The organism is Kitasatospora sp. NPDC058115 (genome assembly GCF_042884635.1).
GTDB lineage: Bacteria > Actinomycetota > Actinomycetes > Streptomycetales > Streptomycetaceae > Kitasatospora.
Map to the genome: position 1 here is coordinate 151,551 of NZ_JBHVTL010000004.1, position 25,884 is coordinate 177,434.

Below are 25,884 nucleotides of genomic sequence, written 5' to 3' on the forward strand. Positions count from 1 at the left end.
CGAGCGAGATCGCTGAACGGGAACGGGGAGCACGGCGCGGTGAACAGGCACGGGTGGAGCAGGACGACGGCGTACGCGGCGGGGGCGGTGGTCCTGCTGGCCGCCGCCACCGGGTGCGCGGGCGGGGGCGACAGCGGCGCCGCGTCCGCCGCCCTGGTGGCGCCGAGCACCACCACCGCCCCGGCCGGGTCCGCCGCGCCGCCCGGACGGGACACGGCCACCGCGCCGCCCGCGCCCCCCGCCCCGGCCGCCGGCGACGCCGCCGCCTGGGCGAAGTGGCACCTGACCCCGCTGCCGCCGGCGCCCCGGGCGCCCGCCGACAAGCCGGTGAAGCTCCAGCGGACCGGCCCGGTCCCGGTGTTCAGCGAGGTGCGGACCACCGACAAGGTCGTCTTCGTCACCATCGACGACGGCGCCGAGAAGGACCCGGCCTTCGTCGAGATGCTGACCGACCTCAAGGTGCCGGTCTCGATGTTCCTGACCCGCGACATCGTCAAGGACGACTACGGCTACTTCAAGCGGCTCCAGGCGCTCGGCAACCACGTCCACAACCACACCGTGGACCACGCCCAGCTGAGCAGGGCGGCGCCGGAGAAGCAGAAGTCCGAGATCTGCGACGCCCAGGCCGCGCTCACCCAGCAGTACGGCACCCCGCCGCTGCTGTTCCGCCCGCCGTACGGCGACGGCGCCAACACCCCGGCGGTCAACTCCGCGGTGCAGCAGTGCGGGCCGCGGGCGATCGTGCTGTGGCGCGAGTCGATGCAGATCCACGACATGCAGTACCAGGCGGCGGACAAGAAGCTGCGGCCCGGCGACATCGTGCTCGCGCACTTCCGCGGCCCGAAGGACCTCAAGGGCGAGACGATGACGCAGATGTTCGGCGAACTGCTGGCCCGGATCCAGGAGCAGGGCTTCACGGTGGCCCGGCTGGAGGACTACATCGAGGTGCCGGCCGCCTGAACGGCCGCGGCCGGGCCGGTCACCGGCCGGCCGAGCATCATCAGCGGCCCGTGGTCGGTGCGGCTGAGGATCACCGTCACGGTGTTCGGGCCGGCCGGCTTGAGCTGACGGCGCAGCTCCTCCGGGGTGATCGCCATCCCGCGCTTCTTGATCACCACCGTGCCGACGCCGCGCTCGCGCAGCAGCGCCTTCAGCTTCTTGATGTGGAACGGCAGCACGTCGGTCAGCTCGAAGCCGTGCGCGTAGGGGGTGTCGACCAGCTCGTCCGAGGTCACGTAGGCGATCTTGGGGTCGATCAGCCGCCCGTTCACCCGCTGCGCCACCTCGGCGACCAGGTGGGCGCGGATCACCGCGCCGTCCGGCTCGTAGAGGTAGCGGCCGACCGGGCCGGCCGGCGGGTCGGGCAGGTCCCCGCCGCCGAGGCTGGCCCGCTGCGGCAGCAGGGTGGCGCGGTGCGGGTGCTCCGCCCGGGTGCCGAACCAGAGCACCGCCTCCTTGACGTCGCCGTGGTCGGAGACCCACTCGGCCTCCGCGTCGGCCGGCACCGCCTCGTGCGGGATGCCGGGGGCCACCTTGAGCGCGCCGACCGGGGTGCGCCGGCCGGCCTCGATCGCCCAGGACAGCGGCGGCGCGTAGGCCTCGGGGTCGAAGACCCGGCCGCGCGAGGTGCGCCGGGCCGGGTCGGTGAAGACCGCGTCGAAGCCGGTGACGTCGACGTCGGCGACGTCCGCGCAGCGCACCTCGACCAGGTCGGCCAGGCCCAGGGCGGCCGCGTTGGCGGCGGTGGCGGCGCAGGCGGCCGGGTCCTTGTCGACGGCGAGCACCTCGACGCCGGCCCGGGCCAGCGCCAGCACGTCGCCGCCGATCCCGCAGCAGAGGTCGGCCAGCCGCTTCACGCCGAGGTCCGCGAACCGCCGTGCCCGCCACTCGGCGACCTCGCGCCGGGTGGACTGCTCGACGCCGTTGGGCGTGAAGTACATGAGGTCGGCGTCGGCGCCGAACTTGGCCCGGGCCCGCTGCCGCAGCCGGGCCTGCCCGAAGGCCGCCGACACCAGCTCGGCCGGGTGCTCCCTGCGCAGCCGGGTGGCCAGCGCCAGTTCCTCCCCGGGCGCGAAGTCGCGCAGTTCGGCGAGCAGGGCCTGGCCCCGGTCGGTCAGCAGGGGCCGCAGGTCGTCGTTCTCCACGGGCCCATTCTCACCGGTCACGGGAGGGCCGGCCGGACCGGCCGGCTCGCACACGCGTGCGGTCGCGCGTCCGCGGCGTGGGACCGACGGGCGCGTCGTTGGCACTCTGGTTGACTGAGTGCTAACCGCGGCCTATGGTCGTCACTAGCACTCCCCACCGGGGGAGTGCTAACGCGACAGTGCGTGTCTGACCCCCGCGACGGCAGATGCGCGAGCTCGCCCCTACCCGTTAGAAAGCCCCGTAATCTCCGAAGGGGAGCTCGGACGTGACCACCAGCAGCAAGGTTGCCATCAAGCCGCTCGAGGACCGCATCGTGGTCCAGCCGCTCGACGCCGAGACCACCACGGCCTCCGGCCTGGTTATCCCGGACACCGCCAAGGAGAAGCCCCAGGAGGGCGTCGTCCTGGCCGTCGGCCCGGGCCGCTTCGAGGACGGCCAGCGTCTGCCGCTCGACGTCGCCGTCGGTGACATCGTCCTGTACTCGAAGTACGGCGGCACCGAGGTGAAGTACCAGGGCGAGGAGTACCTGGTGCTCTCCGCCCGCGACGTTCTCGCCATCATCGAGAAGTAAAGCGTCCAGCCACGCCCCGGATCCGTGTCCCTAGCGACAGGGGACCGGGGCGTGGCTGTTGGTTCACGTAGTCGGCGGCCGCCGCGACGGCCGCACCCCCGAGGGAATAGGGAACATGGCGAAGATCCTGCAGTTCGACGAGGACGCCCGCCGCTCGCTGGAGCGCGGTGTCAACAAGCTGGCCGACACCGTCAAGGTGACCATCGGCCCCAAGGGCCGCAACGTCGTCATCGACAAGAAGTTCGGCGCCCCGACCATCACCAACGACGGCGTCACCATCGCCCGTGAGGTCGAGCTCGACGACCCGTACGAGAACCTTGGCGCGCAGCTCGTCAAGGAGGTCGCCACCAAGACCAACGACGTCGCGGGTGACGGCACCACCACCGCCACCGTGCTGGCCCAGGCCCTGGTCAACGAGGGTCTGCGCAACGTCGCCGCCGGCGCCGGCCCGGCCGCCCTGAAGAAGGGCATCGACAAGGCCGTCGCCGCCGTCTCCGAGCACCTGCTGTCGGTCGCCCGTGAGATCGAGGGCAAGGACGACGTCGCCGCCGTCGCCACCCTGTCCGCGCAGGACGCCCAGGTCGGCGAGCTGATCGCCGAGGCGATCGACAAGGTCGGCAAGGACGGTGTCATCACCGTCGAGGAGTCGAACACCTTCGGCGTGGAGCTGGACTTCACCGAGGGCATGCAGTTCGACAAGGGCTACCTGTCGCCGTACTTCGTCACCGACGCGGAGCGGCAGGAGGCGGTCCTGGAGGACCCGTACATCCTGATCAACCAGGGCAAGATCTCCTCCATCCAGGAGCTGCTGCCGCTGCTGGAGAAGATCCTGCAGGGCGGCTCCTCCCGCCCGCTGCTGATCATCGCCGAGGACGTCGACGGCGAGGCGCTGTCCACCCTCGTGGTGAACAAGATCCGCGGCACCTTCAACGCGGTGGCCGTCAAGGCCCCGGGCTTCGGCGACCGCCGCAAGGCGATCCTCGGCGACCTGGCCGTCCTGACCGGCGGCACCGTGATCTCCGAGGAGGTCGGCCTCAAGCTCGACCAGGCCGGTCTGGACGTGCTGGGCTCGGCCCGCCGCGTGACCGTCACCAAGGACGAGACGATCGTCGTCGACGGTGCCGGCGAGTCGGAGGCCGTGGCCGGCCGCGTCGCCCAGATCAAGGGCGAGATCGCCAACACCGACTCGGACTGGGACCGCGAGAAGCTGCAGGAGCGCCTGGCCAAGCTGGCCGGCGGCGTCTGCGTCATCCGCGTCGGTGCCGCCACCGAGGTGGAGCTCAAGGAGCGCAAGCACCGCCTGGAGGACGCCATCTCGGCGACCCGCGCCGCGGTCGAGGAGGGCATCGTCGCCGGTGGTGGCGCCTCCCTGGTCCACGCCGCCAAGGTGCTGAACGACGGCCTGGGCCTGTCCGGCGACGAGGCCACCGGTGTCGCGGTCGTCCGCAAGGCGCTGCACGAGCCGCTGCGCTGGATCGCCCAGAACGCCGGCCTGGAGGGCTACGTCATCACCTCCAAGGTCGCCGAGCTGGAGCAGGGCCAGGGCTACAACGCCGCCACCGGCGAGTACGGCGACCTGGTGAAGGCCGGCGTCATCGACCCGGTCAAGGTCACCCGCTCCGCCCTGGAGAACGCCGCCTCGATCGCCTCCCTGCTGCTCACCACCGAGACCCTCGTGGTGGAGAAGAAGGAAGAGGAGGCCGACAACGGCCACTCGCACGGCGGTCACGGCCACTCGCACTGAGGCCGCAGGCACTGATGACCGCAGGCCCGGTCCGCGCCCCGCGAGGGGTGGCGGGCCGGGCCTGCGGCGTGCTCCAGACTTCAACTATCAGTTGAATTTTGCATGCAGCAAAGAATCCCTTATATCTTGAAGGCATGATCGAGGCCCGCCACCTGCGCGTCCTGCGTGCCGTCGCCCGCACCGGCTCCTTCTCCGCGGCCGCCCGCGAGCTGGGCTGCACCCAGCCCGCCATCAGCCAGCAGATGAAGGCCCTGGAGAAGTCCGTGGACACCCCGCTGGTGGTCCGCTCGGGCCGCGGGATGCAGCTGAGCGAGGCCGGCCGGGTCCTGCTCAAGCATGCCACCGGGATCCTCGCCGGGCTCTCCGCCGCCGAGGAGGAGGTGGCGGCGATCGCCGGACTGCGGGCCGGACGGGTCCGGCTGGTGTCCTTCCCGACCGCCAGCTCGACCCTGGTGCCGCCGGCGGTCGCCCGGCTGCGGGACAGCCATCCGGGCGTGCGCGTGTCGCTGGTCGAGGCGGAGCCGCCGGAGTCGCTGGCGATGCTGCGCGGCGGCGAGTGCGAGATCGCGCTCGCCTTCCGCTACCCGCAGGCCCCCGGATCCGCCCTCGCGCCGGCGCCGGCGCCCGCGCACGGCACCCCCAGGGAGGCGCGCGCCGAGGCCAATCTGGAGGCCCAGCAGCTGAGCGCGGGGGCCGACTGGTCCGATCTGGTGGCCACCCCGCTGCTGGACGACCCGCTGGTCGGGCTGCTGCCCGTCGGGCACCGGCTGGCCGGGCGCGGCGGGCCGGTGGAGCTGGGCGAGCTGGCGGGGGAGCAGTGGATCGCGGGCTGCCCGCAGTGCCGCGGGCACCTGGTGGAGCTCTGTGCGGGTGCCGGCTTCGAGCCGCGGATCGACTTCGCGACGGACGACTACCCGGCGGTGGTCGGGCTGGTGGCCGCCGGGCTCGGGGTGGCGGTGCTGCCCGGGCTGGCGCTGGAGTCGGTGCGCCCGGACGGGGTGGTGCCGGTGGCGGTGCACGCCGTGTCGGGGGCGCCGGCGGTGCGGCAGGTGGTCGCGCTGACCCTGCCGGACCTCGCCGAGGTGCCGGCGGTGGCGCTGATGCTGGAGCGGCTGGCGGGGGCCGCGGCCGGGCGCTGACCGGCCGGCGCGGGCCGGTGGTGGCCCCGGGGTGGTGGCGGCCCCGGGCAGGCCTCATGCCGAGAAGAAACGTTTCTTCCCGGGAGGCGGAGTCGCCGTGCTACTGCTGGGCCGCGCCCGGTGCGGCGAGCGGCACCTCCACCAGGCGGTGACGCGAACGGCCCATCATCTCCTCGCGCTCGTCCTCGGTCAGGCCTCCCCAGACGCCGTACGGCTCACGGACCGCGAGCGCGTGGGCGGCGCACTCGGTGCGCACGGGGCAGCGCATGCAGACCTCCTTGGCGCTCGCCTCGCGCGAGCTGCGGGCCGCGCCGCGCTCGCCCTCGGGGTGGAAGAAGAGCGAGCTGTCCACGCCGCGGCAGGCCGCGGAGAGCTGCCAGTCCCAGAGGTCCGCGTTGGGGCCGGGGAGTCGGGAGAAATCTGCCATGGCTCATTCCCTTCAGAGGTCGTCGACCGCGGGCCGGTCGCCGGCGGGTTGCGTCGGCGGCGGCACGGCGGGGCGTCCGGCGCGGTGTGGACACCTGGAAATATGACTTACGGCAACTCCATGGACAAGTCACCCACAGAGTGGCACAACAGTCAATGACCATACAAAAGCTCTAAAAACGGGCAAAGTGGGCGTGGCGTCCCGGTCGGCGACCGCCGGGCGCGGATGGGGCAATCGGGTGGCCGACGGGCGCGCGCGGACCCGCGCGGGTGTGCGGGTTGTACGCCGACCGCGCGCGAGCTGCGCAAAAGTGCGGCGTGTGCACCGCGATGCGGCTGATCGGTAACGGGTCGGCCACGTACAGTGGTGGAGATGGCTCCGAAGGCCGTAACTCATTCGGGTGACGGTCGTTGGAAGTGCGGAGGCGGTTAGCGGACGCCGGACGTCGGGAACGATCGCGGGGAATCTCAGGCGATCAGCACGGAGTCTGACGCCGATCGGCCGTGTCGAAGAGGTTCGTACCAGCCAGGAGGCTCAACGTGACGCGGATCAGCTGCGGAGGACGACGGTCATGACTTCCGTTCTCGTTTGCGACGATTCCCCGCTCGCCCGCGAGGCGCTTCGCCGCGCGGTCGCGACCGTACCCGGTGTCGACCGGGTCACCACCGCGACGAACGGGGAGGAGGTCCTCCGCCGCTGGGTGGCCGACCGCTCCGATCTCGTCCTGATGGACGTCCGGATGCCCGGCCTCGGCGGGGTGGAGACGGTCCGGCGACTGCTCTCCGCCGACCCCGGCGCGCGGATCATCATGCTCACCGTCGCCGAGGACCTCGACGGCGTCGCCCTCGCGGTCGCCGCGGGCGCCCGCGGGTACCTGCACAAGGACGCCTCGCGCGCCGAACTGCGGGCCACCGTCACCCAGGCCCTCGCCGACCCGACCTGGCGGCTCGCCCCGCGCCGGCTGCGCAGCCCGGACATGGGCGCGGCGCCGACCCTGACGGCGCGTGAGATCCAGGTGCTCGAAGGCATGAGCCACGGCCGCAGCAACGCCGAGATCGGCCGTGAGCTGTTCCTCTCCGAGGACACCGTCAAGACCCACGCCCGACGGCTGTTCAAGAAGCTCGGTGCCTCGGACCGCGCGCACGCGGTGGCGCTGGGCTTCCGCTGGGGCCTGGTCCGCTGACCGCCGCCGGCGTCGCCGGTTCCGGCACGCTCCGCGCGATTGTCCGTGCCGGGGCGTGTGACGTTACGGTCCCGAGGTTGCACCATGGAGGAGTGGAGCACCTCGGGGACCAGCGGGCAGGAACTGCGGCGAACCACGCAGCCGCAGGAGACTCGGCGGACGGCGCCGCGGACGGGACCGCCCGGAGCGGCGGGGCGGGAGGCGGGACGGTGCAGGAGGGGCCGGTGGTGCGGACCGGTACGGCACCGCATAACGTTCCGGTGCACAACTCCGGACGCGGTGCCGCGTTTTCCCGCGCGACCAGGCACCATGGACCGATGCGTGACGACGTGACCGGGGCTCCCGGTGAGGCGGACCCGGTGGAGGCCGAGCCCTCCGCGCCCGGGCCCGGCCCGGCGTACGCGGAACCGGACGGCGGACCCGGCGCGCTCGCCGAACTGGTCGCGGCCGCCGTCCGCGGCGAGGGACCCGCGATCGACGCGCTGCTCGCCCACGTCCACCCGCTGGCCCTGCGGTACTGCCGCGGCCGGCTGGTCCGGCTGCCCGGCGGTGCCCGGCACCACGTGGACGACATCGCGCAGGAGGTCTGCGTGGCGGTCCTCTGCGCGCTTCCCCGGTACAAGGACCAGGGCCGCCCCTTCGAAGCCTTCGTCTACGGGATCGCCGCGCACAAGATCGCCGATCTGCAGCGGGCCGCGATGCGCGGACCCGGCTCGACGGTGATCCCGCAGGACGACCTGCCGGAGGTGCCGGACGACGCGCTCGGCCCGGAGGAGCGCGCGCTGCTCAGCAGCGACGCGGCCTGGGCCAAGGAACTGCTCTCCAACCTGCCGGCCCGGCAGCGCGAGCTGGTGCTGCTGCGGGTGGCCGCCGGGCTCTCCGCGGAGGAGACCGGCGAGGTGCTGGGGATGTCGCCGGGGGCCGTCCGGGTCGCCCAGCACCGTGCGCTCAGCCGGCTGCGGGCGCTCGCGGAGGAGTCGTCCTAGAACCCGGAATGGGCCACGGCCGGGCTGTGTTGTCAAGGGCACACGAGAGCGCATTCGCGGTGCCAGTACCATGGGGTATCGGCGCCTGGGCGGGTCGCCAAAGATTCGACGGTGTGCGCGGGGATCCCCTGGAGGATCCTCCGAAAAGCCACCGCGCTTTAGGCGGTCCGAGCGAGTGAGCCGATGACAGCGCCCCTCACCCCCAGGGCGCGAGCTGATCGAGCCGGCCACGGAAGGTACCCCCGAAATGTCTTACAACGCCGCAGGCGTACCCGAGAAGTTCGCGATGCTCGGACTCACGTACGACGACGTCCTGCTGCTGCCGGGGGCGTCCGAGGTGCTGCCGAACCAGGTCGACACCTCCTCGCGGGTCTCCCGCAACGTGCGCGTCAACATCCCGCTGCTCTCCGCGGCGATGGACAAGGTCACCGAGTCGCGGATGGCGATCGCGATGGCCCGTCAGGGCGGCGTCGGCGTCCTGCACCGCAACCTGTCGGTCGAGGACCAGGCCAACCAGGTCGACCTGGTGAAGCGCTCCGAGTCCGGCATGGTCACCGACCCGATCACGGTCGGCCCGCAGACCACCCTCGCGGAGGCCGACGCGCTCTGCGCCAAGTTCCGGATCTCCGGCGTGCCGATCGCCGACGAGAGCGGCAAGCTGCTCGGCATCGTCACCAACCGTGACATGGCCTTCGAGACGGACCGCACCCGCCAGGTCCGCGAGATCATGACCCCGATGCCGCTGATCACCGGCAAGGTCGGCATCTCCGGCGTCGACGCGATGGCGCTGCTGCGCCGCCACAAGATCGAGAAGCTGCCGCTGGTCGACGACGACGGCCGGATCAAGGGCCTCATCACGGTCAAGGACTTCGTCAAGGCCGAGCAGTACCCGAACGCCGCCAAGGACGCCGAGGGCCGGCTGCTGGTCGGCGCGGCCGTCGGCGCCAGCGCCGAGGCGTTCGACCGCGCCCAGGCCCTGGTCGAGGCGGGCGTGGACTTCCTGGTCGTCGACACCTCGCACGGCCACAGCCACAACGCGCTGGCCTGGATCGAGAAGATCAAGTCGGCCGTGAAGGTCGACGTGGTCGGCGGCAACGTCGCCACCCGTGACGGCGCCCAGGCGCTGATCGACGCCGGCGTGGACGGCGTCAAGGTCGGCGTCGGCCCGGGCTCCATCTGCACCACCCGCGTGGTCGCCGGCATCGGCGTCCCGCAGGTCACCGCGATCTACGAGGCTGCGCTGGCCTGTCAGGCGGCCGGCGTGCCGGTCATCGGCGACGGCGGCCTGCAGTACTCGGGCGACATCGGCAAGGCGCTCGCCGCCGGTGCCGACACCGTGATGCTGGGCTCGCTGCTGGCCGGCTGCGAGGAGTCCCCGGGCGAGCTGCTGTTCATCAACGGCAAGCAGTACAAGTCCTACCGCGGCATGGGCTCGCTGGGCGCCATGCAGTCCCGCGGCCAGGGCCGCTCCTACTCCAAGGACCGCTACTTCCAGGCCGAGGTCGCCTCGGACGACAAGCTGGTCCCCGAGGGCATCGAGGGCCAGGTGCCCTACCGCGGCCCGCTCGCCGCGGTGCTGCACCAGCTGGTCGGCGGCCTGCGCCAGACCATGGGCTACGTCGGCGCCGCCAGCGTCGCCGAGATGGAGAGCAAGGGCCGGTTCGTCCGGATCACCTCGGCGGGCCTCAAGGAGAGCCACCCGCACGACATCCAGATGACCGTCGAGGCGCCGAACTACAGCGCCCGCCGCTGATCCCGGCACCCGGTCGCGGGGCCCGTCACCCTCGGTGGCGGGCCCCGCGGGCTGTCCGGCGCCCGCCCGCCGGGGGAGCGCGGGCGGGCGGCGCCGTGCGACGGCGGGCGGGTGCGGGATACTGGGGGGCGGCCGGGGTGACCCGGCGGGCATGAGCAACACCACCAGAAGGGCTCGAAGTGACTGAGATCGAGATCGGGCGAGGCAAGCGCGGCCGCCGGGCGTACTCCTTCGACGACATCGCCGTCGTCCCCAGCCGCCGTACGCGTGACCCGAAGGAGGTCTCGATCGCCTGGCAGATCGACGCCTACCGCTTCGAGCTGCCGTTCCTGGCCGCGCCGATGGACAGCGTGGTCTCCCCGCAGCAGGCCATCACCATCGGCCGCCTCGGCGGCCTGGGCGTGCTGAACCTGGAAGGCCTCTGGACCCGCTACGAGGACCCGCAGCCGCTGCTCGACGAGATCGCCGCGATCTCCGACGAGGCCGCCGCGACCCGCCGCCTGCAGCAGATCTACGCCGAGCCGATCAAGGCCGAGCTGATCAAGCAGCGGATCCAGGAGGTCCGCGACTCCGGCGTGGTCACCGCCGCCGCGCTCTCGCCGCAGCGCACCGCCGAGTTCTCCAAGGCCGTCGTGGACGCCGGGGTCGACGTCTTCGTCATCCGCGGCACCACCGTCTCCGCCGAGCACGTCTCCGGCGCGGCCGAGCCGCTCAACCTGAAGCAGTTCATCTACGAGCTGGATGTCCCGGTCATCGTCGGCGGCTGCGCCACCTACACCGCCGCGCTGCACCTCATGCGCACCGGTGCGGCCGGCGTGCTGGTCGGCTTCGGCGGCGGCGCCGCGCACACCACCCGCAACGTGCTCGGCATCCAGGTGCCGATGGCCACCGCCGTCGCCGACGTGGCCGCCGCCCGCCGCGACTACATGGACGAGTCCGGCGGCCGCTACGTGCACGTCATCGCGGACGGTGGCGTCGGCTACAGCGGCGACATCCCGAAGGCGGTCGCCTGCGGCGCCGACGCGGTGATGATCGGTGCCGCGCTGGCCCGTGCCACCGACGCGCCCGGCAAGGGCTACCACTGGGGCATGGAGGCCGTCCACGAGGAGCTGCCGCGCGGCAAGCGGGTCGACCTCGGCACCGTCGGCACCACCGAGGAGATCCTCGCCGGCCCGTCGCACACCCCCGACGGCACCATGAACCTGTTCGGCGCGCTGCGCCGGGCGATGGCGACCACCGGCTACACCGAGCTCAAGGAGTTCCAGCGGGTCGAGGTGACCGTCAACCCGGCGCTCAACCACCGCTGAGCCGTCCCGGCCGCCGCCCGCCCCGGGCCCCCGTCGCGCGCCGCGACGGGGGCCCGCGCCGTACCCGGGCTACTGCCGGGCGGCGGCGCGGCGGGTCAGCAGGAAGCCGCCGATCAGCGCGATGCCGTAGAAGACCAGGTCCAGCGGGCGGCGGTCGTCGCGCCACAGCGGGAGGGCGTCGCGCAGCAGCTCTCCGTACCCGGTGCCGGCCAGGTGGTGCAGCCGGCGGAGCTGCCCGAGCAGCTGGCCGAGGAACAGCGCGCCGGCCGCCAGCACGGCGCCCAGCGGCGGCAGCAGCCGGCCCGGACCGCCGAGCCGTCCCAGCGGCAGGGCGACCGCCGCCGCGGGGGCGATGGCCAGCCAGCCGACGGTGGGCTCGGCGCGGGCCGGAGCGCAGCCGAACGCCGCGGCGCCGGCCAGCATCGCGAGGACGGCCAGCGCGACGGCCGCACCCGTCCGGTTCCGGCGGCGGCGCTCTCCCGGGGCGGCGGGGCGGTAACCGGCCACCGGGGCACCGGGCATGCCGGGGGCCACGTACCCCTCCGGGGTCTCCGGTTCCGGCGCGACCGAGAAGTGCGGGGCCGTGGGCGGGCGGCCCGACTGGCCGTCAGCGCCCGGTGCGGATGCGGTCATGGACGTCGTGTTCCCCCCGGAAAGACGGTGAGCTGCCGCACGGTAGCAGGGTCCGGAGCGGGGCCGACAGAGTTTTCGATCACAGATCGGGCACGGAGCGCCGCCCCCGGCCGGGGGGCGTGCCAGGGTGGCCGGGGGCCGGGTGGTCGGGGGCGCGCGTGACAGGGGATGATGGAGGCTTGGGCGTTCGGGCCCGACGCCGGTCCGACGTGCCGTCACCACGACCGCCGCAGCACATGGGGGAACGTTCCGAATGACCCAGGCGCAGGGTTCCACCGGCCGCCTCCTGGCCGGACGCTACCGGCTGAACGCGGTGCTCGGGCGCGGCGGCATGGGCACCGTCTGGCGCGCCGAGGACGAGATGCTGGGCCGGACGGTCGCGGTCAAGGAACTGCGGATGAACGCCAGCGTGGACGAGGACGAGAAGCACCGGCTCATTGTCCGCACCCTGCGCGAGGCCAAGGCGACGGCGCGGATCCGGCACAACTCGGCGGTCACCGTCTTCGACGTGGTCGAGGAGGACGACCGGCCGTGGATCGTCATGGAGCTGGTCGAGTCCCGGTCGCTGGCCGACGTGGTCCGCGAGGACGGCCCGCTGGCGCCGGCCCGGGCGGCGGAGATCGCGCTGGACGTCCTCGGCGTGCTGAGCGCCGCGCACGCGCTCGGCATCCTGCACCGTGACGTCAAGCCGTCCAACGTGCTGATCGGCGAGGACGGCCGGGTGGTGCTCACCGACTTCGGCATCGCCAGCGTGGAGGGCGACACCTCGGTGACCTCCACCGGCATGCTGGTCGGCGCGCCCTCCTACATCTCCCCGGAGCGGGCCCAGGGGCAGAAGCCCGGGCCGCCGGCCGACCTGTGGTCGCTGGGCGGCACGCTGTACGCGATGGTCGAGGGACGTCCCCCGTACGACCGGGGCTCGGCGCTGGCCACCCTGACCGCGGTGATGACGGAGGAGCTGGCCGCCCCGGCGAACGCCGGGCCGTTGCTGCCGGTGATCGAGGGGCTGCTGGCCAAGGACCCGGCGCAGCGGCTGACCGCCTCGCAGACCCGGTCGATGCTGAAGCGGGTGGTCGCGGAGGCGACCGCGCGGGCCGAGTCGACCACCGAGCAGGCGGTGCCGGTCGCGGAGCGCGGTGGGAAGCCGCCGGTCGGCGGGCTGCTCGGGACGGTCCGGGTGGGCAGCCTGGCCGGGGACGCCGGCAGCGGCGAGTCGCCGGCGGCGCCGGCGGTGCCGGGGCCCGAGGGGGCGGCGGCGTCCGCGAAGCCGTCCGGGGCGTCCGGTGCGGCGGCGCCGTCGGCGCCGTCGGGGGCGCCGGGCGAGGAGACCGAGGCGGCCCGCCCGGTGACCAGTGAATGGACGCTGGGCGCCACCCAGGCGGCCGGGGCGGACCCGCGCACCGGACGGCGGCGGCTGGCGGTGGCGACGGTCGTGGTGGTGCTGCTGCTGATCGCGGGCGTGGTCGCGCTGGTCCAGGCGCTGGGCGGCTCCGGGGACGGCACGGCCTCCGGCGCGGGCGGCACCGCTCCGGTGGTGGCGGTCACGGACACCGCCGCGGGCGGCGCGGCGCCGGAGACCGGCCCGCAGACGGCTCCGGAGACGGCCCCGGAGACGGCCCCGGAGACCTCCGCCCCGGCGGAGAGCGCCGCCCCCGAGCCCGCCCCGACCCCGACGCCGACGCCCACCCCGACGCCGACCCCGACCCCCACGCCCACCACCCCGGCGCCGACGGCCACCGGGACGGTCGTGCCGGCCGGGTACCACGAGTACAAGGACCCGGCCGGCTTCTCGATCGTGCTGCCCGACTGGCTGCAGCCGTCGGGCTCGGAGTCGATCCGCCGGACCTTCAAGGGCAACGGCAGCACCCTGCGGATCGAGTGGACGACCACACCGGGCGCGAGCGCGCTCGCCGACTGGCAGGAGGCCGAGCCCGGGTTGCGCGGCCAGGTGACCAACTACCAGCGGGTGCAGCTGCAGTCCGTCGCCTACCGGGAGTGGACCAACGCGGCCGACTGGGAGTGGATCAGCGGCAGCTCGCGGACGCACTCGCTGAACCGCGGCTTCGTCACCGGCTCCCCGGCCAAGTACGGCTACGCCATCTACTGGACGACGCCGGACGCGGACTGGGCCGCGCCGCAGAACGCCGAGGCCCGGCAGATCGCGTTCGACACCTTCCAGCCCGCGGGCTGACGAACGGGACGGCGGGCCGTCAGCCGATGAGGCGTTGCTTCGCCCGGGTGAACTCCTCGTCGGTGAGGGCGCCGGCGGTGTGCAGGGCGGTCAGCCGCTCCAGCTGGTCCAGCAGCTCGGCGCCGGAGGAGGCCGCGGGGGCGGGGCCGGCGGGCGCCGGGGCGGCGAGGGCCTGCCGGGAGGCGGCCTCGCGGACCAGCCGGGCGGTGGCGCGCACCTGCTCGGCGAAGACCTCGGCCTTGACCACGTCCTCGAAGCGGTGCGAGCCGGTCAGTGCGACCACCAGCAGCACCTCGCCGTTGATCCTGGTCCGGGTGACGGTCGCGTCGGTGACCGCGTCCAGCGGAACCGGAACCGGGGGCTTGCCGTCCTTGAGGAAGAGCAGCCGACGGGTGGTCAGGACCAGGACGCCCTTGCGGAAGTGGTCGGGGTGGCGTCCGGCCGTGGAGGCGACGGGCTTCTCGTCGGCGGCGACGTTCGCCTCGACGGTGCGCAGGGCCGCCGCCCGGTTGTCACTGCTGCTGTTGCCGGCCACGTCGAAGGCCGCGTCGATCAGATCGGTCCAGTCCATGGGACCGAGGGTAATCCGGGGCACGTACGCCGTGTCGGCCGCGCCCAGGCCCTAGGCTTGGCGACGGTGAGCGGAGAGGAACACGCATGCGAGCGGGCCCGGGGCAGGTGCTGGCGGGGCGTTACCGGCTGACGGACCGTCCGGAGACGCCGGACGCGTTCGCCGTGGACGAAGGGAGCGGGGACGTCGTCCGGCTGCGCGGGTGGGAGCTGCCCGCGGCGCTGACCGGGGGGCGGGATCCGGACGCCGGGGAACCGGTGCAGGGCGAGCGGCTGGTGCGCCGGGTGGCGGCGGTCGGCGCCGCCGCGCCGCGGCACCCGCGGCTGTTGCAGGGCGCCGGGGCGTTCGTCGAGGGCGAGCTGCTCTGGACCGTCGAGGAGCGGCCGGCCGGCCGGCCGCTGGAAGCGCTGCTGGCGGAGGGCCCGCTGCCGCCGTACCGGGCCGCCGAGGTCGCGGCGGACCTCGCCGCGGCGTTGCGGGCGCTGCACGACGCGGGGCTGGCGCACGGGAACCTGACCGCCGGGTCGGTGCTGGTCTGCGAGGACGGCGCGGCGCTGCTGGGCGGGCTGCTCCCGGGGGTGGCCGAGGAGGTGCTGGCCGAGGAGCTGGGCGGCCCCGGTGGGCGGCGCCGCTACGAGATCCGGGCCGAGCTGGTCGGCGCGGTGGCGGAGCGCTGGCCGCTGGACGGCGGCCCGGCCGGTGACTGCTGGGCGCTCGGGGTGCTGCTGCACCGGATGGCGACCGGCCGCGCGCCGTACCCGGAGAGCGGGGTGCCGGAGCTGGTGACGGCGGTGCGGGAGGGCCGGCGGGTGCCGTCGGAGGCGTGCGGTCCGCTGGGGCCGCTGGTGGAGCGGCTGGTGCAGCCCGATCCGGCGCGGCGGCCGACGGCGGCGGAGGTCCGCGCGGAGCTGGCGGAGCTGCTGGCGGGCGCGCCGGAGCCGGTGGCCGGCGAGCCGGTGGCGCCGCTGCCGGAGCCACGGCGCCCGGCCGGCAGGCGCGGTGCGGCCGGGAAGCGCGGTGCGGCGGAGCGCCGCGGTGCGGCGGGCGCGGGGCGGGCGGAGCAGTCCGGGCCGGCCCGGCCGCCGCGGATCCCGCCGGCGATGCTGGGCCCGCTGCTGGTCGGCGGCGTGTTCCTGCTGCTGCTCCTCGGGGTGGCGGCCGTGGTGCTGTTCGCAGGCTGACGGGGCCGGTGGAACGGTGGCGGCCACCGTGGCGGGTGGGGGAGATTACCGGGGGGAGCCCGGGGCGCCTAATGTGTCCGTGGGATTGTTCGATTCAGTGGTCTGCACCGAGTGGTCTGCGCCGGGCCCTCCGTCGCGGTGACGGCAGGTGGATGAGGGGGAGCGTCGCGGATGGGCGCGCAGGACCGGCCGGATTCGGCCGAGGCGGAGCGGCTACTGGCCGGGCGCTACGAGCTGGGTGAGCGGCTGGGCCGCGGCGGGATGGGCACCGTGTGGCGGGCCCGGGACCGGATGCTGGACCGCGAGGTCGCCGTCAAGGAGCTGACCGTCAGCCACCTCCCGGAGGAGGAGCTGGAGATCCTGCACGCCCGGATGAAGCGGGAGGCCTCCGCGGCCGCCCGGATCAAGCATCCCGGGGTGATCACCGTGCACGACGTGCTGGAGCAGGACGGCCGGCCGTGGATCGTCATGGAGCTGGTCGACGGCCGTTCGCTGGCCGACGTGATCAGCCAGGACGGCACGCTGCCGCCGCGCGCCGCCGCCGAGGTGGGCGGCCAGGTGCTGGCCGCGCTGCACCGGGGCCACCAGCTGGGCGTGCTGCACCGGGACGTGAAGCCGGCCAACGTGCTGCTGGAGCACGGGACCGGGCGGGCGGTGCTGCTGGACTTCGGGATCGCGACGTACGAGGGCTCGGCGGAGCTGACCCGCCCGGGCGACCTGGTCGGCTCGCCGGACTACCTGGCGCCGGAGCGGGCGCAGGGCGAGCGGCCGGGTCCGGCCTCCGACCTGTGGGGGCTCGGGGCGACGCTGTACGCGGCAGTGGAGGGCGACTCGCCGTTCCGCCGCACCTCGCCGCTGACCACCCTGGCCGCGGTGGTCGGCGATCCGCTGCCGGAGCCGCGCCGCGCGGGCCCGCTGGGGCCGGTGCTGGCCGCGCTGATGGCCAAGGACCCGGCGGAGCGGCCGACCGCGGACGAGGCGGCCCGGATGCTGGCCGAGGTGCAGGCCGGGCACACCCTCGGGTTCAAGCCGGTCGCGCCGGTGCGGATGCCGACCCAGTCGGTGCCGGTGGTGGACCGGTCGGGCGAGGCGGGCGGGCCGCCGGGGCCGGGTGAGCCGGACGGCTCGTCCGAGGCGGTCACCGTGCCGCGTCCGGTGGCGGCCGTGGCCGCCGCCGCGGCGGAGGAGACGCCGCCGGTGCCGCCCGTCGGGGCCGACCCGGCGCACGAGCTCACCGAGGGGGAGCCCACCGCGCCGGTCGCGCCGGTGGCGTACGCCGATACGCCGGTGCGCGGACCGGCCAGGCGCCGGCGAACGCTGCTGGTGCTGGCGGTCGCGGTGGCGGTCCTGGCCGCCGGGGCCGCCGGGGTGGTCCGCCTGGCGGGCCGCGACGGCGGGCCGGGGACGGCCCGGCCGACGCCGGTCCCGGCCGAGCCGCAGCCGAGCGGACCCGGCGACGGCACGCCCGCGCCGCCCGTCGGCTACCACTGGGTGGACGACCCGGCGGGCTTCCGCTTCCCGCTGCCGACGGCCACGCCGGCCTGGCAGCGCACCAGCACGTCCTCCAACCAGATCTACTACAGCCCCGACGACAAGGTGCACTACCTGCAGTTCGCGGTCACCGTGGGCCAGTCGGTCAGGCCGCTGGAGCACATGCGGCAGATGGAGACCACCGTCTCCCTGATGAAGGAGTACAAGCAGCACCGGCTGACCAGCGTCGCGGTGAACGGCCACGAGGCGGCGGTCTGGGAGTTCAGCTACCTGGCCAAGGAGGGGGGCCGCCGCCGCGCGATCGAGGCCGAGTTCATCGACACGGACGGCACCAGCTACGCGATCTACTCGTCCAGCCCGGAGCGGGGCAACGAGTGGAACGAGGCCGAGCAGCGCTTCAACGCGGTGCTGCACTACTTCACCCCCACCCGCTGACCGCAGCAGCCGCCGGGCCCCCGGTTTGTTGTTACCGACGGGTACCGAACCGGCCGCCGAGCGCCTAGGCTGCGCCCTATGACGGACCTCACTGCAGCTGCCACGGCCAATGACCCCGCCGGCACCGGCGCGCCGGGCCGCAACCCCGCCGCGCCCGGCGGCGGTCGCACCGTCGCCTCGGCCGTGCCGCCGTCCCTGGTCGCCCGGCTCGCCGCCGGGGTCACCGCCACCGGCGAACCCAGCGTGGTGGAGACCGTCGCCCCGCTGACCGGCGAGCGGCTGGCCGGACTGCCGCAGTCCACCCCGGCGGACGTCGAGGTCGCCTTCGAGCTGGCCCGGCGCGCCCAGCCGGCCTGGGCCGCGCTGCCGGTCCGCCGCCGCGCCGCCGTGCTGCTGCGCTTCCACGACCTGCTGATCAAGCGGCAGGACGAGGTGCTCGACCTGATCCAGGCGGAGACCGGCAAGGCCCGGCTGCACGCCTTCGAGGAGGTCCTCGCGGTCGCCATCGCCGCCCGGCACTACGGCCGCTCCGCGCCGTCCTACCTGCGCGACAAGCGGCACCTCGGCGCGGTGCCGCTGCTCACCCAGGCCGTCGAGGCCCGCCGGCCCAAGGGCGTGATCGGCCACATCTCGCCGTGGAACTACCCGCTGGAGCTGTCCGTCGGCGACGCCCTGCCGGCCTTCGTGGCGGGCAACGCGGTGGTCAACAAGCCGGACACGCAGACCGCGCTGACCGCGCTCTGGGCCCGCGAGCTGCTGGTCGAGGCCGGGCTGCCGGCCGACCTGTGGCAGATCGTGATCGGCGACGGCCCGGTGATCGGCCCGGCGGTGGTCGAGCACGGCGACTACGTCTCGTTCACCGGCTCCACCCGCACCGGCCGCGACGTGGCCCGGCGGGCCGCCGGCCGGCTGGTCGGCGCCTCACTCGAACTCGGCGGCAAGAACGCCATGCTGGTGCTCGCCGACGCCGACCTCGACCGGGCCGCCGAGGGCGCCGTCCGGGCCTGCTTCTCCTCGGCCGGCCAGCTCTGCATCTCGATCGAGCGGCTGCTGGTGCACCGCTCGGTGGCCGACGAGTTCCTCGCCAAGTTCGCCGCCCGCACCCGGGCGCTGCGGCTCGGCGGCGGCCTCGCCTACGGGGCCGACATGGGCTCGCTGGTCTCCGCCCGGCAGCTGGAGACCACCACCCGGCACGTCGAGGAGGCGGTCGAGGCCGGCGCCACCGTCGTGGCCGGCGGCAGGGCCCGCCCGGACCTCGGCCCGTTCTTCTTCGAGCCGACCATCCTGGACGGCGTCACCCCGGACATGGCGGTGTGCGGCGAGGAGACCTTCGGCCCGGTCGTCTCCGTCTACCGCTTCGACACCGAGGACGAGGCGGTGGCCGCCGCCAACTCCACCCCGTACGGCCTCAACTCCAGCGTCTGGACCCGGGACGTCCGGCGCGGCCGGGCGGTCGCGGCCCGGCTGCGCACCGGCACGGTCAACGTCAACGAGGCCTACGGCGCGGCGTACGGCTCGGCCGCCTCGCCGATGGGCGGCATGGGCGACTCCGGCCTCGGCCGGCGGCACGGCGCCGAGGGCATCCTGCGGTTCACCGAGGCGCAGACGATCGCCAGCCAGCGGCTGCTGCCGCTGGCGCCCGCGCTCGGCCAGGACGACCGGCAGTACGCGGCGGTGATGACCGCCGGACTGCGGATGCTGAAGGCCCTGCGCGTCAGGTAGCCCCGGCGCCGGCCGGCCCTCCCCGTTTCGTGGACGACTTCCGAAGGAGCAGTGGCAGATGGTGGGTTCGGCTGAGGACCGGGAGTTCGACTACGACGTGGTGGTGGTCGGCTCCGGTTTCGGCGGTTCGGTCTCGGCGCTGCGGCTGACCGAGAAGGGGTACCGGGTCGCCGTCCTGGAGGCCGGACGCCGCTTCGACCGCGACGAGCTGCCCACGACCTCCTGGGACGTCGCCAACTACCTGTGGGCGCCGAAGCTCGGCCTCTACGGCATCCAGCGCATCCACCTGCTGGCCAATGTGATGATCCTGGCGGGCGCCGGGGTCGGCGGCGGCTCGCTGAACTACGCCAACACCCTGTACGTGCCGCCGAAGGCGTTCTTCGAGGACCGCCAGTGGCGCCACATCACCGACTGGCAGGAGGAGCTGGCGCCGTTCTACGACCAGGCGCGGCGGATGCTCGGGGTGCGGCTCAACCCGACCGTCACCCCCTCCGACGTCCACCTGCGGGCCGCCGCCGAGCGGATGGGCGTCGGCGACACCTTCCACCTGGCGCCGGTCGGGGTCTTCTTCGGCGACGGCGAGGACGGCGACGGCACGGCGAAGGCGGAACCCGGCGGCGAGGTGGCGGACCCGTACTTCGGCGGGGCCGGTCCGGCCCGCCGGGCCTGCGTCGAGTGCGGCGAGTGCATGACCGGCTGCCGGCACGGCGCCAAGAACATGCTCACCGAGAACTACCTGTACCTGGCCGAGCGGGGCGGCGCCGAGATCCACCCGCTCACCACGGTGGCCCGGATCCGCGAGCGGGGCGAGGGCTTCGCGGTGGACGTCCGGCGCACCGACGGCCGGTCCACCACCGACCCGGTCAAGGCCGGGGCGCGGACCGTCACCGCCGCCCGGGTGGTGGTCGCGGCCGGCACCTACGGCACCCAGAGCCTGCTGCACCGGATGCGGGCGGCCGGCCACCTGCCCCGGATCTCCGCCCGGCTCGGCGAGCTGACCCGGACCAACTCCGAGGCGCTGGTGGGCGCGCAGACCACCGACCGGCGGTACGGCGCCCGCGCGGACTTCACCAAGGGCGTGGCGATCACCTCCTCGATCCACCCGGACGAGAACACCCACATCGAGCCGGTCCGCTACGGCAAGGGCTCCAACGCGATGGGCGCGCTGTCGATCGCCCAGGTCGCCGGTGGCGGGCGGGTCCCGCGCTGGCTGCGCTACCTCGGCAACTCGGTCAAGCACCCGGTGACCTTCGCCCGGTCGATGAACCAGCACCGCTGGTCCGAGAAGACGATCATCGGCCTGGTGATGCAGTCCCTGGACAACTCGATCACCGTCTCGCTGAAGGAGAAGGGCCTCGGCAAGGGCACGCTGACCTCCCGCCAGGGCCACGGCGCGCCCAACCCGACCTGGATCCCGGCCGCCGAGCGCGGTGCCCGGGCGCTCGCCGAGGAGATCAACGGCTTCCCCGGCGGCAGCGTCGGCGAGATCTTCGACATCCCGATGACCGCGCACTTCCTGGGCGGCTGCCCGATCGGCGACTCCCCGCTGACCGGTGTGGTCGACCCGTACCACCGGCTCTACGGGCATCCCGGGATCAGCGTGGTGGACGGCGCCGCCGTCTCCGCCAACCTCGGCGTCAACCCGTCGCTGACCATCACGGCGCAGGCCGAGCGGGCCATGTCGCTGTGGCCGAACAAGGGCGAGCCGGACCTCCGCCCGGCGCCCGGCGAGGAGTACCGCCGCATCGCGCCCGTCCCGCCCGCCGCCCCGGCGGTGCCGGACGGCGCGTTCGGCGCGCTGCGGCTGCCGCTGCTGGCGGTCCCGGAGGTGCCGAAGAAGCAGGTCTGACCGGGCGCCCGGCCGGGCGGAGGCCACCCGCGGACCCCTCCGGGACGTTCCCGGAGGGGTCCGCCGCGCGTTCCGGCGGCGGGTGACCGGTTGACAGCCGTCCGTACCCGATGGGAGAAAAGGGGCGCCCTGGGGGGACCAGGGGATCGTTCGTTCGGACGGGGGGACGCGGTCCATGGCCATCTGCGCATCCTGCGGCGCGGTCACGGCGGAGGGGGCGTTCGGCTGCGCGTCCTGCGGGAGGCCGTCGGTGCCGCCGCCCGCCCTGCCGCCGCCGCCCGTTCTGCCGCCGCCCGCCCTGCCGCCGCCCGCCCTGCCGCCACCGCCCCCGTTCGCGCCGTCCGCCGCGCCGCCGGTCCCGGCGCCGCAGGCCGCCGCGCCCGGTGGGCCCTGGGGCGCCGGCCGGCCGTACGACCCGGCCGTCGAGCGGCCCGCCGTGCTCGCCTGGCTGACCGGCGCGGACTGGCGCCCGGCGCTGCGCGCGGTCGTCGCGCCCACCGCCGTGCTGCTGCTGGCCGCGCTCGTCGTCGCGATCCCGGAGAACCTCTTCCCCTACACCCCCGTCCTCGACGCGCCCTCCTACGGCACGCGCTTCGGCACCGCGCTGGCGATCGTCCTCGGCGCCCTCGGCGCACCGTTCCGGCTGGATGTCGGCGCCGGCGGCCCGGCCGGCCTCGCGCACGGCAGCGAGGTGCTGGTCCGCGCGGTGCCGCTGACCGTCACCGTGCTGTGGCTGCTCGCGCTCTGGCCCGGCCTGCGGATCGGGGCGCGCCGCGAGCAGGAGCGCACCGGTGCGCAGCAGACCCGTCGGCAGGCGGCCGGCGAGGCCGTGCGCACCGCCGTGGTCGCCGCCGCGGTGACCGTGCTGCTCGGCCTGGTGGGCGGCGCCGCCTGGCACCCGGGCGACCGCTTCGACCTGGACCCCGGCTCCGGGGCGGTCGGCCGGATCGGCTACGAGTCCTCGGCCGGCTGGGCCGAGGCGGCCGGCTGGACGGCGCTGCTCGCCGGGCTGCTCGCGTTCGCCGTGTACGGCACCGACGCGCTGCGCTGGGCGGCCTGGCGCAACCGGGCGGTGCGCGGCTGGGCGGTCGCCGGGCTGGCGGCCGGCCGCGCGCTGGCGGTCTCGGTGGGCCTGGCGTCGGCCGTCGGACTGGTGGTGACCGTGGTCCTGGGCGACGACGACGGCGTCGGCGGCGAACTGACCACGAGCGCGACCGCCTTCCTGCCCAACGTCGGCCTGATGCTGCTCGGGCTGGGTTCCGGGGCGACCTTCCGGACCAGCAGCGAGGCGCCGGCCGCCCGCGACTCGGACTGGTACCGGGAGCCGCGCGGCGTCGACGAGTACTCCTTCTTCGACCTGCACGGCGCGGACGGCGACTGGCGCTGGACCGGACTGCTCGCACTGGCCGCCGCCGCGGTGCTCGGCTGGACGGCGTACCGGCGGCGGCTGGACGCCGCGGACCGGCTCCGGCTGGCGCTGGTGTACGCCGCGGGCCTCAGCCTGCTGATGGCGGTGTCCGGGCTGCTGAGCTCCTCGAAGGCCACCGTCCGCTACCTGGGCCGCAGCCAGGACACCGGGTTCGAGAGCACGCTCTCCCTGGTGCCGTGGACGCTGCTGGTGGCCAACCTGGTCTGGGCGGCGGCCGGGGCGCTGGCGGTGCCGCCGCTGCTGGCGGCCCGCGACCGCCGGGCACAGGCGCCGTCGTCTCCGCCGCCGTCGTCGCCGGAGCGGTCGCCGGCCGGGGTGCCGGTGCAGCCCGAGGGGGAGTACTCCGGTGCGCCGGTCGTCTCGGAGGTGATCGGCTCGGGCGGCGCGCGGCCGGACGACGGGCCGGCGGACGACGGGCCGGTGGACCCCGTCGTCTGGAGCCGGCGCCCGTAGCGGCGGTCCGGGGCGGGCCCGCGCGTCCGGCCCCGGGCAGGGCAAAGGGCCCCGCGGGGGAACGGGGCCCTTTGTCGTTCAGCACTCGGCGTCAGGGCCGCGCCGGTGCTGGGTGACGGCGCCGGGGGAGGAGCGCCGTCCGGACGGTTGGCCGGAAGGGATCGTGCGCCGGGGCCGCTCCGGCGGGGGTGGGCCGGCGTGCGGGCGCACAGTGCCGTGGCGGCGGTCCGGCGGGCGCACACGCCTGCGTCGGACCAGGCTCACGGAGCGTGAGGTGGTGATCGTTGCCGCCGTGGGTCTCGGCGGCACGGGTCGGTACTCCACAGGGAGCCCTTCGGCCACCGGGAGAACCTCGTCCATGCAGCATCGTCCTGGACGAAGGGCTTGCTCTGCAACCGATTCGGCATGATTCGGTACAGGCCGTTTCCGGCCGGGCCGGTGGCCGGCCCGGGGCGGGGCCGCCGCGCCGGGTGCGGGGGCGGCCGATGAGGGCCGACCGCAGTGATCACGGTGCGTGACGACGCCGGCCGGAGCGCACGGGGGACGTGCGCGGCGGCGCGGGGGACGGCGGGCGGTGTGCGCCGGGATCGCGGTGGGTGCGGCGGCCGGCTCCGGGCGTCCCCGGCGGCCGGCCGCCCCACCTCCTGGTCCAGTCGCGGCCGGGGTCGCTGTCCCCTGCTGGCCGGCCGCAGCACCCGCGCACGGTCCCACGGCGCGCCGCTCCCCGGCCGGGGCCGGTTCTCCGCGACGGCGCCACGTGCGCCGGTGGACTGGGGTGAGCTCCACGCGTGGTCCTGCAGTGCCGTACGGGGGCGCCCTGGCCGGGGCGGGGGCGACGCGTCTGGCGGGCGCGGCGCGGGTCGTACGGTCCGCCCGGAGCAACGAACCGGGCGCCGCGCCGGTCACGGCCGCCGGGGCGGGCAGACGAGTGAAACCGGCCAGCCCGGTAGACTCGGTGGCAGACCCCCGCCCGTCGCCCGCCGCACACCCTCCGTAGGGCGCGCCGCGCGACACCTTTCGTACCGCTGCCGGAAGGCCGTCTGTGTCCTCTGCTACTCCCGTCCAGTCCGCACCCGAGACCGACACCGTCCTGGTCGTCGACTTCGGTGCCCAGTACGCCCAGCTCATCGCCCGTCGGGTGCGTGAGGCCCGGGTCTACAGCGAGATCGTGCCGAGCAGCATGCCGGTCGCCGAGATGCTCGCCAAGAACCCGAAGGCGATCATCCTCTCCGGCGGTCCCTCGTCGGTCTACGAGGACGGCGCGCCGCAGCTCGACCGCGCGATCTTCGAGGCCGGCGTGCCGGTCTTCGGGATGTGCTACGGCTTCCAGCTGATGGCCACCGTGCTCGGCGGCACCGTCGACAACACCGGCGCCCGGGAGTACGGCCGCACCCCCCTGACCGTCTCGCGCACCGGCTCGACCCTGTTCGAGGGCGTCCCGGCGCAGCACTCGGTCTGGATGTCGCACGGCGACGCCTGCTCCGCGGCCCCCGAGGGCTTCACCGTCACCGCCTCCACCGACGTGGTGCCGGTCGCGGCCTTCGAGAACGACGAGGCCCGCCTCTACGGCGTCCAGTACCACCCCGAGGTGCTGCACTCCGACCACGGCCAGCAGGTCCTGGAGCACTTCCTGTACCGCGGCGCCGGTCTCGCCCCCACTTGGACCACCGGCAACGTGGTCGAGGAGCAGGTCGCGCTGATCCGCGCCCAGGTCGGCGACAAGCGCGCGATCTGCGGCCTGTCCGGCGGTGTGGACTCGGCGGTCGCCGCCGCCCTGGTCAACAAGGCCATCGGCGACCGGCTGACCTGCGTCTACGTCGACCACGGCCTGATGCGCAAGGGCGAGACGGAGCAGGTCGAGAAGGACTTCGTGGCCGCCACCGGCGTGCAGCTGAAGGTCGTGGACGCGCAGGAGCGCTTCCTCGACGCGCTGAAGGGCGTCAGCGACCCGGAGGAGAAGCGCAAGATCATCGGCCGGGAGTTCATCCGGGTCTTCGAGCAGGCGCAGGCCGAGATCGTCGCCGAGGCCGGCGAGCAGGGCGAGTCGGTCGACTTCCTGGTCCAGGGCACCCTGTACCCGGACGTGGTGGAGTCGGGCGGCGGCACCGGCACCGCCAACATCAAGTCCCACCACAACGTCGGCGGCCTGCCCGAGGACCTCCAGTTCGCGCTGGTCGAGCCGCTGCGCAAGCTGTTCAAGGACGAGGTCCGGATGGTCGGCCAGGAGCTGGGCCTGCCGGAGGAGATCGTCCAGCGCCAGCCGTTCCCGGGCCCGGGTCTGGGCATCCGGATCGTCGGCGAGGTCACCCGGGAGCGCCTGGACCTGCTGCGCGAGGCCGACGCGATCGCCCGCGAGGAGCTGACCGCGGCCGGCCTGGACCGCGAGATCTGGCAGTGTCCGGTGGTCCTGCTGGCGGACGTCCGCAGCGTCGGCGTCCAGGGCGACGGCCGCACCTACGGTCACCCGATCGTGCTGCGCCCGGTGTCCTCCGAGGACGCCATGACCGCCGACTGGTCGCGCCTGCCGTACGACGTGCTGGCCCGCATCTCCACCCGGATCACCAACGAGGTCCGCGACGTCAACCGCGTGGTGCTGGACTGCACCAGCAAGCCGCCGGGCACCATCGAGTGGGAGTGAGCACTCCCCGTCCCGGCCGGTCCTGACCGGTTCTGA

The 25,884-nt window shown here is 74.6% G+C and carries 19 protein-coding genes; 15 read left to right on the forward strand and 4 right to left on the reverse strand.

The features are described 5' to 3' along the window. The first annotated feature begins 39 nt into the window (after positions 1 to 39). Positions 40 to 960 (forward strand): polysaccharide deacetylase family protein, encoded by a 921-nt coding sequence (locus ACFVVL_RS05810; RefSeq protein WP_387671565.1) that lies wholly within the window; start codon positions 40 to 42, stop codon positions 958 to 960. Here ACFVVL_RS05810 and ACFVVL_RS05815 read toward each other — a convergent pair. Continuing rightward, positions 936 to 2,165 (reverse strand): methyltransferase domain-containing protein, encoded by a 1,230-nt coding sequence (locus ACFVVL_RS05815; RefSeq protein ID WP_380294367.1) that lies wholly within the window; start codon positions 2,163 to 2,165, stop codon positions 936 to 938. The two genes, ACFVVL_RS05810 and ACFVVL_RS05815, sit on opposite strands and share 25 nt — an antisense overlap. A gap of 245 nt (positions 2,166 to 2,410) precedes the next feature. On the opposite strand from ACFVVL_RS05815, the gene groES reads away from it, so the two are divergent. From groES to ACFVVL_RS05830, 3 genes are all read left to right on the forward strand, one after another. Then, a complete protein-coding gene (gene groES / locus ACFVVL_RS05820) occupies positions 2,411 to 2,716 on the forward strand; it encodes a co-chaperone GroES (protein ID WP_014136232.1) in 306 nt (101 codons plus the stop codon). Positions 2,717 to 2,831: 115 nt separating this feature from the next. Next, a complete protein-coding gene (gene groL, locus ACFVVL_RS05825) occupies positions 2,832 to 4,460 on the forward strand; it encodes a chaperonin GroEL (RefSeq protein ID WP_380294366.1) in 1,629 nt (542 codons plus the stop codon). 134 nt (positions 4,461 to 4,594) lie between these two features. Then, positions 4,595 to 5,599 carry a LysR family transcriptional regulator gene (locus ACFVVL_RS05830; RefSeq protein ID WP_387671568.1) on the forward strand — a complete coding sequence of 335 codons (1,005 nt, stop codon included), beginning with the start codon at positions 4,595 to 4,597 and terminating at the stop codon, positions 5,597 to 5,599. A gap of 100 nt (positions 5,600 to 5,699) precedes the next feature. Here the strand turns inward: ACFVVL_RS05830 and ACFVVL_RS05835 are convergent, their stop codons facing one another. Beyond that, positions 5,700 to 6,026, reverse strand: a complete 327-nt coding sequence (locus tag ACFVVL_RS05835; protein WP_380294364.1) for a WhiB family transcriptional regulator — start codon at positions 6,024 to 6,026, stop codon at positions 5,700 to 5,702. A 571-nt stretch (positions 6,027 to 6,597) separates the two neighbouring features. Here ACFVVL_RS05835 and ACFVVL_RS05840 point away from each other — a divergent pair. The 4 genes from ACFVVL_RS05840 to ACFVVL_RS05855 all read left to right on the forward strand — a co-directional run bounded on the left by ACFVVL_RS05840 (position 6,598) and on the right by ACFVVL_RS05855 (position 11,255). After that, positions 6,598 to 7,209 carry a response regulator transcription factor gene (locus tag ACFVVL_RS05840; RefSeq protein WP_014136228.1) on the forward strand — a complete coding sequence of 204 codons (612 nt, stop codon included), beginning with the start codon at positions 6,598 to 6,600 and terminating at the stop codon, positions 7,207 to 7,209. A 317-nt stretch (positions 7,210 to 7,526) separates the two neighbouring features. Then, positions 7,527 to 8,195 (forward strand): RNA polymerase sigma factor ShbA, encoded by a 669-nt coding sequence (gene shbA / locus ACFVVL_RS05845; protein ID WP_380294363.1) that lies wholly within the window; start codon positions 7,527 to 7,529, stop codon positions 8,193 to 8,195. Between the two features lie 247 nt (positions 8,196 to 8,442). Beyond that, complete coding sequence (gene guaB, locus ACFVVL_RS05850; RefSeq protein WP_380294362.1) at positions 8,443 to 9,948, forward strand: IMP dehydrogenase; 1,506 nt, start codon at positions 8,443 to 8,445, stop codon at positions 9,946 to 9,948. Between the two features lie 179 nt (positions 9,949 to 10,127). Continuing rightward, positions 10,128 to 11,255 (forward strand): GuaB3 family IMP dehydrogenase-related protein, encoded by a 1,128-nt coding sequence (locus ACFVVL_RS05855; RefSeq protein ID WP_380294361.1) that lies wholly within the window; start codon positions 10,128 to 10,130, stop codon positions 11,253 to 11,255. A 69-nt stretch (positions 11,256 to 11,324) separates the two neighbouring features. Here ACFVVL_RS05855 and ACFVVL_RS05860 read toward each other — a convergent pair whose 3' ends face one another. Next, a complete protein-coding gene (locus tag ACFVVL_RS05860; RefSeq protein WP_387671571.1) occupies positions 11,325 to 11,888 on the reverse strand; it encodes a hypothetical protein in 564 nt (187 codons plus the stop codon). A 253-nt stretch (positions 11,889 to 12,141) separates the two neighbouring features. Here ACFVVL_RS05860 and ACFVVL_RS05865 point away from each other — a divergent pair, with 253 nt between their 5' ends. Beyond that, the gene (locus tag ACFVVL_RS05865; protein WP_387671573.1) at positions 12,142 to 14,079 is read left to right on the forward strand and encodes a serine/threonine-protein kinase; all 1,938 of its coding nucleotides are present in this window, start codon (positions 12,142 to 12,144) and stop codon (positions 14,077 to 14,079) included. 19 nt (positions 14,080 to 14,098) lie between these two features. On the opposite strand, the gene ACFVVL_RS05870 is transcribed toward ACFVVL_RS05865, so the two are convergent. Next, positions 14,099 to 14,650, reverse strand: a complete 552-nt coding sequence (locus ACFVVL_RS05870) for an SHOCT domain-containing protein (protein WP_387671575.1) — start codon at positions 14,648 to 14,650, stop codon at positions 14,099 to 14,101. Positions 14,651 to 14,736: 86 nt separating this feature from the next. Between ACFVVL_RS05870 and ACFVVL_RS05875 the strand changes: the two genes are divergently transcribed. The 6 genes from ACFVVL_RS05875 (at position 14,737) to guaA (ending at position 25,848) form a co-directional block, all read left to right on the forward strand. After that, a complete protein-coding gene (locus tag ACFVVL_RS05875) occupies positions 14,737 to 15,831 on the forward strand; it encodes a protein kinase (protein WP_380422815.1) in 1,095 nt (364 codons plus the stop codon). Between the two features lie 171 nt (positions 15,832 to 16,002). Then, positions 16,003 to 17,757 (forward strand): protein kinase, encoded by a 1,755-nt coding sequence (locus ACFVVL_RS05880; RefSeq protein WP_387671578.1) that lies wholly within the window; start codon positions 16,003 to 16,005, stop codon positions 17,755 to 17,757. Positions 17,758 to 17,835: 78 nt separating this feature from the next. Beyond that, the gene (locus ACFVVL_RS05885) at positions 17,836 to 19,479 is read left to right on the forward strand and encodes a succinic semialdehyde dehydrogenase (protein WP_380294355.1); all 1,644 of its coding nucleotides are present in this window, start codon (positions 17,836 to 17,838) and stop codon (positions 19,477 to 19,479) included. 58 nt (positions 19,480 to 19,537) lie between these two features. Next, positions 19,538 to 21,328, forward strand: coding sequence for a GMC oxidoreductase (locus tag ACFVVL_RS05890; protein ID WP_380294354.1), 1,791 nt, complete (start codon positions 19,538 to 19,540; stop codon positions 21,326 to 21,328). A 175-nt stretch (positions 21,329 to 21,503) separates the two neighbouring features. Next, positions 21,504 to 23,210, forward strand: coding sequence for a hypothetical protein (locus ACFVVL_RS05895; RefSeq protein WP_387671580.1), 1,707 nt, complete (start codon positions 21,504 to 21,506; stop codon positions 23,208 to 23,210). A gap of 1,042 nt (positions 23,211 to 24,252) precedes the next feature. Continuing rightward, entirely contained in the window at positions 24,253 to 25,848 is a 1,596-nt protein-coding gene (gene guaA, locus ACFVVL_RS05900; protein ID WP_380292108.1) for a glutamine-hydrolyzing GMP synthase, read from the forward strand. Positions 25,849 to 25,884: the final 36 nt, after the last annotated feature.

What these genes read in the sequence shown, in the direction of transcription:
- groL (WP_380294366.1), top strand. Translation starts at nt 2,832, where the DNA reads ATGGCGAAGATCCTGCAGTTCGACGAGGACGCCCGCCGCTCGCTGGAG.
- ACFVVL_RS05830 (WP_387671568.1), top strand. Translation starts at nt 4,595, where the DNA reads ATGATCGAGGCCCGCCACCTGCGCGTCCTGCGTGCCGTCGCCCGCACC.
- ACFVVL_RS05835 (WP_380294364.1), bottom strand. Translation starts at nt 6,026, where the DNA reads ATGGCAGATTTCTCCCGACTCCCCGGCCCCAACGCGGACCTCTGGGAC.
- ACFVVL_RS05840 (WP_014136228.1), top strand. Translation starts at nt 6,598, where the DNA reads ATGACTTCCGTTCTCGTTTGCGACGATTCCCCGCTCGCCCGCGAGGCG.
- shbA (WP_380294363.1), top strand. Translation starts at nt 7,527, where the DNA reads ATGCGTGACGACGTGACCGGGGCTCCCGGTGAGGCGGACCCGGTGGAG.
- guaB (WP_380294362.1), top strand. Translation starts at nt 8,443, where the DNA reads ATGTCTTACAACGCCGCAGGCGTACCCGAGAAGTTCGCGATGCTCGGA.
- ACFVVL_RS05860 (WP_387671571.1), bottom strand. Translation starts at nt 11,888, where the DNA reads ATGACCGCATCCGCACCGGGCGCTGACGGCCAGTCGGGCCGCCCGCCC.
- ACFVVL_RS05865 (WP_387671573.1), top strand. Translation starts at nt 12,142, where the DNA reads ATGACCCAGGCGCAGGGTTCCACCGGCCGCCTCCTGGCCGGACGCTAC.
- ACFVVL_RS05870 (WP_387671575.1), bottom strand. Translation starts at nt 14,650, where the DNA reads ATGGACTGGACCGATCTGATCGACGCGGCCTTCGACGTGGCCGGCAAC.
- ACFVVL_RS05875 (WP_380422815.1), top strand. Translation starts at nt 14,737, where the DNA reads ATGCGAGCGGGCCCGGGGCAGGTGCTGGCGGGGCGTTACCGGCTGACG.
- ACFVVL_RS05880 (WP_387671578.1), top strand. Translation starts at nt 16,003, where the DNA reads ATGGGCGCGCAGGACCGGCCGGATTCGGCCGAGGCGGAGCGGCTACTG.
- ACFVVL_RS05885 (WP_380294355.1), top strand. Translation starts at nt 17,836, where the DNA reads ATGACGGACCTCACTGCAGCTGCCACGGCCAATGACCCCGCCGGCACC.
- ACFVVL_RS05890 (WP_380294354.1), top strand. Translation starts at nt 19,538, where the DNA reads ATGGTGGGTTCGGCTGAGGACCGGGAGTTCGACTACGACGTGGTGGTG.
- ACFVVL_RS05895 (WP_387671580.1), top strand. Translation starts at nt 21,504, where the DNA reads ATGGCCATCTGCGCATCCTGCGGCGCGGTCACGGCGGAGGGGGCGTTC.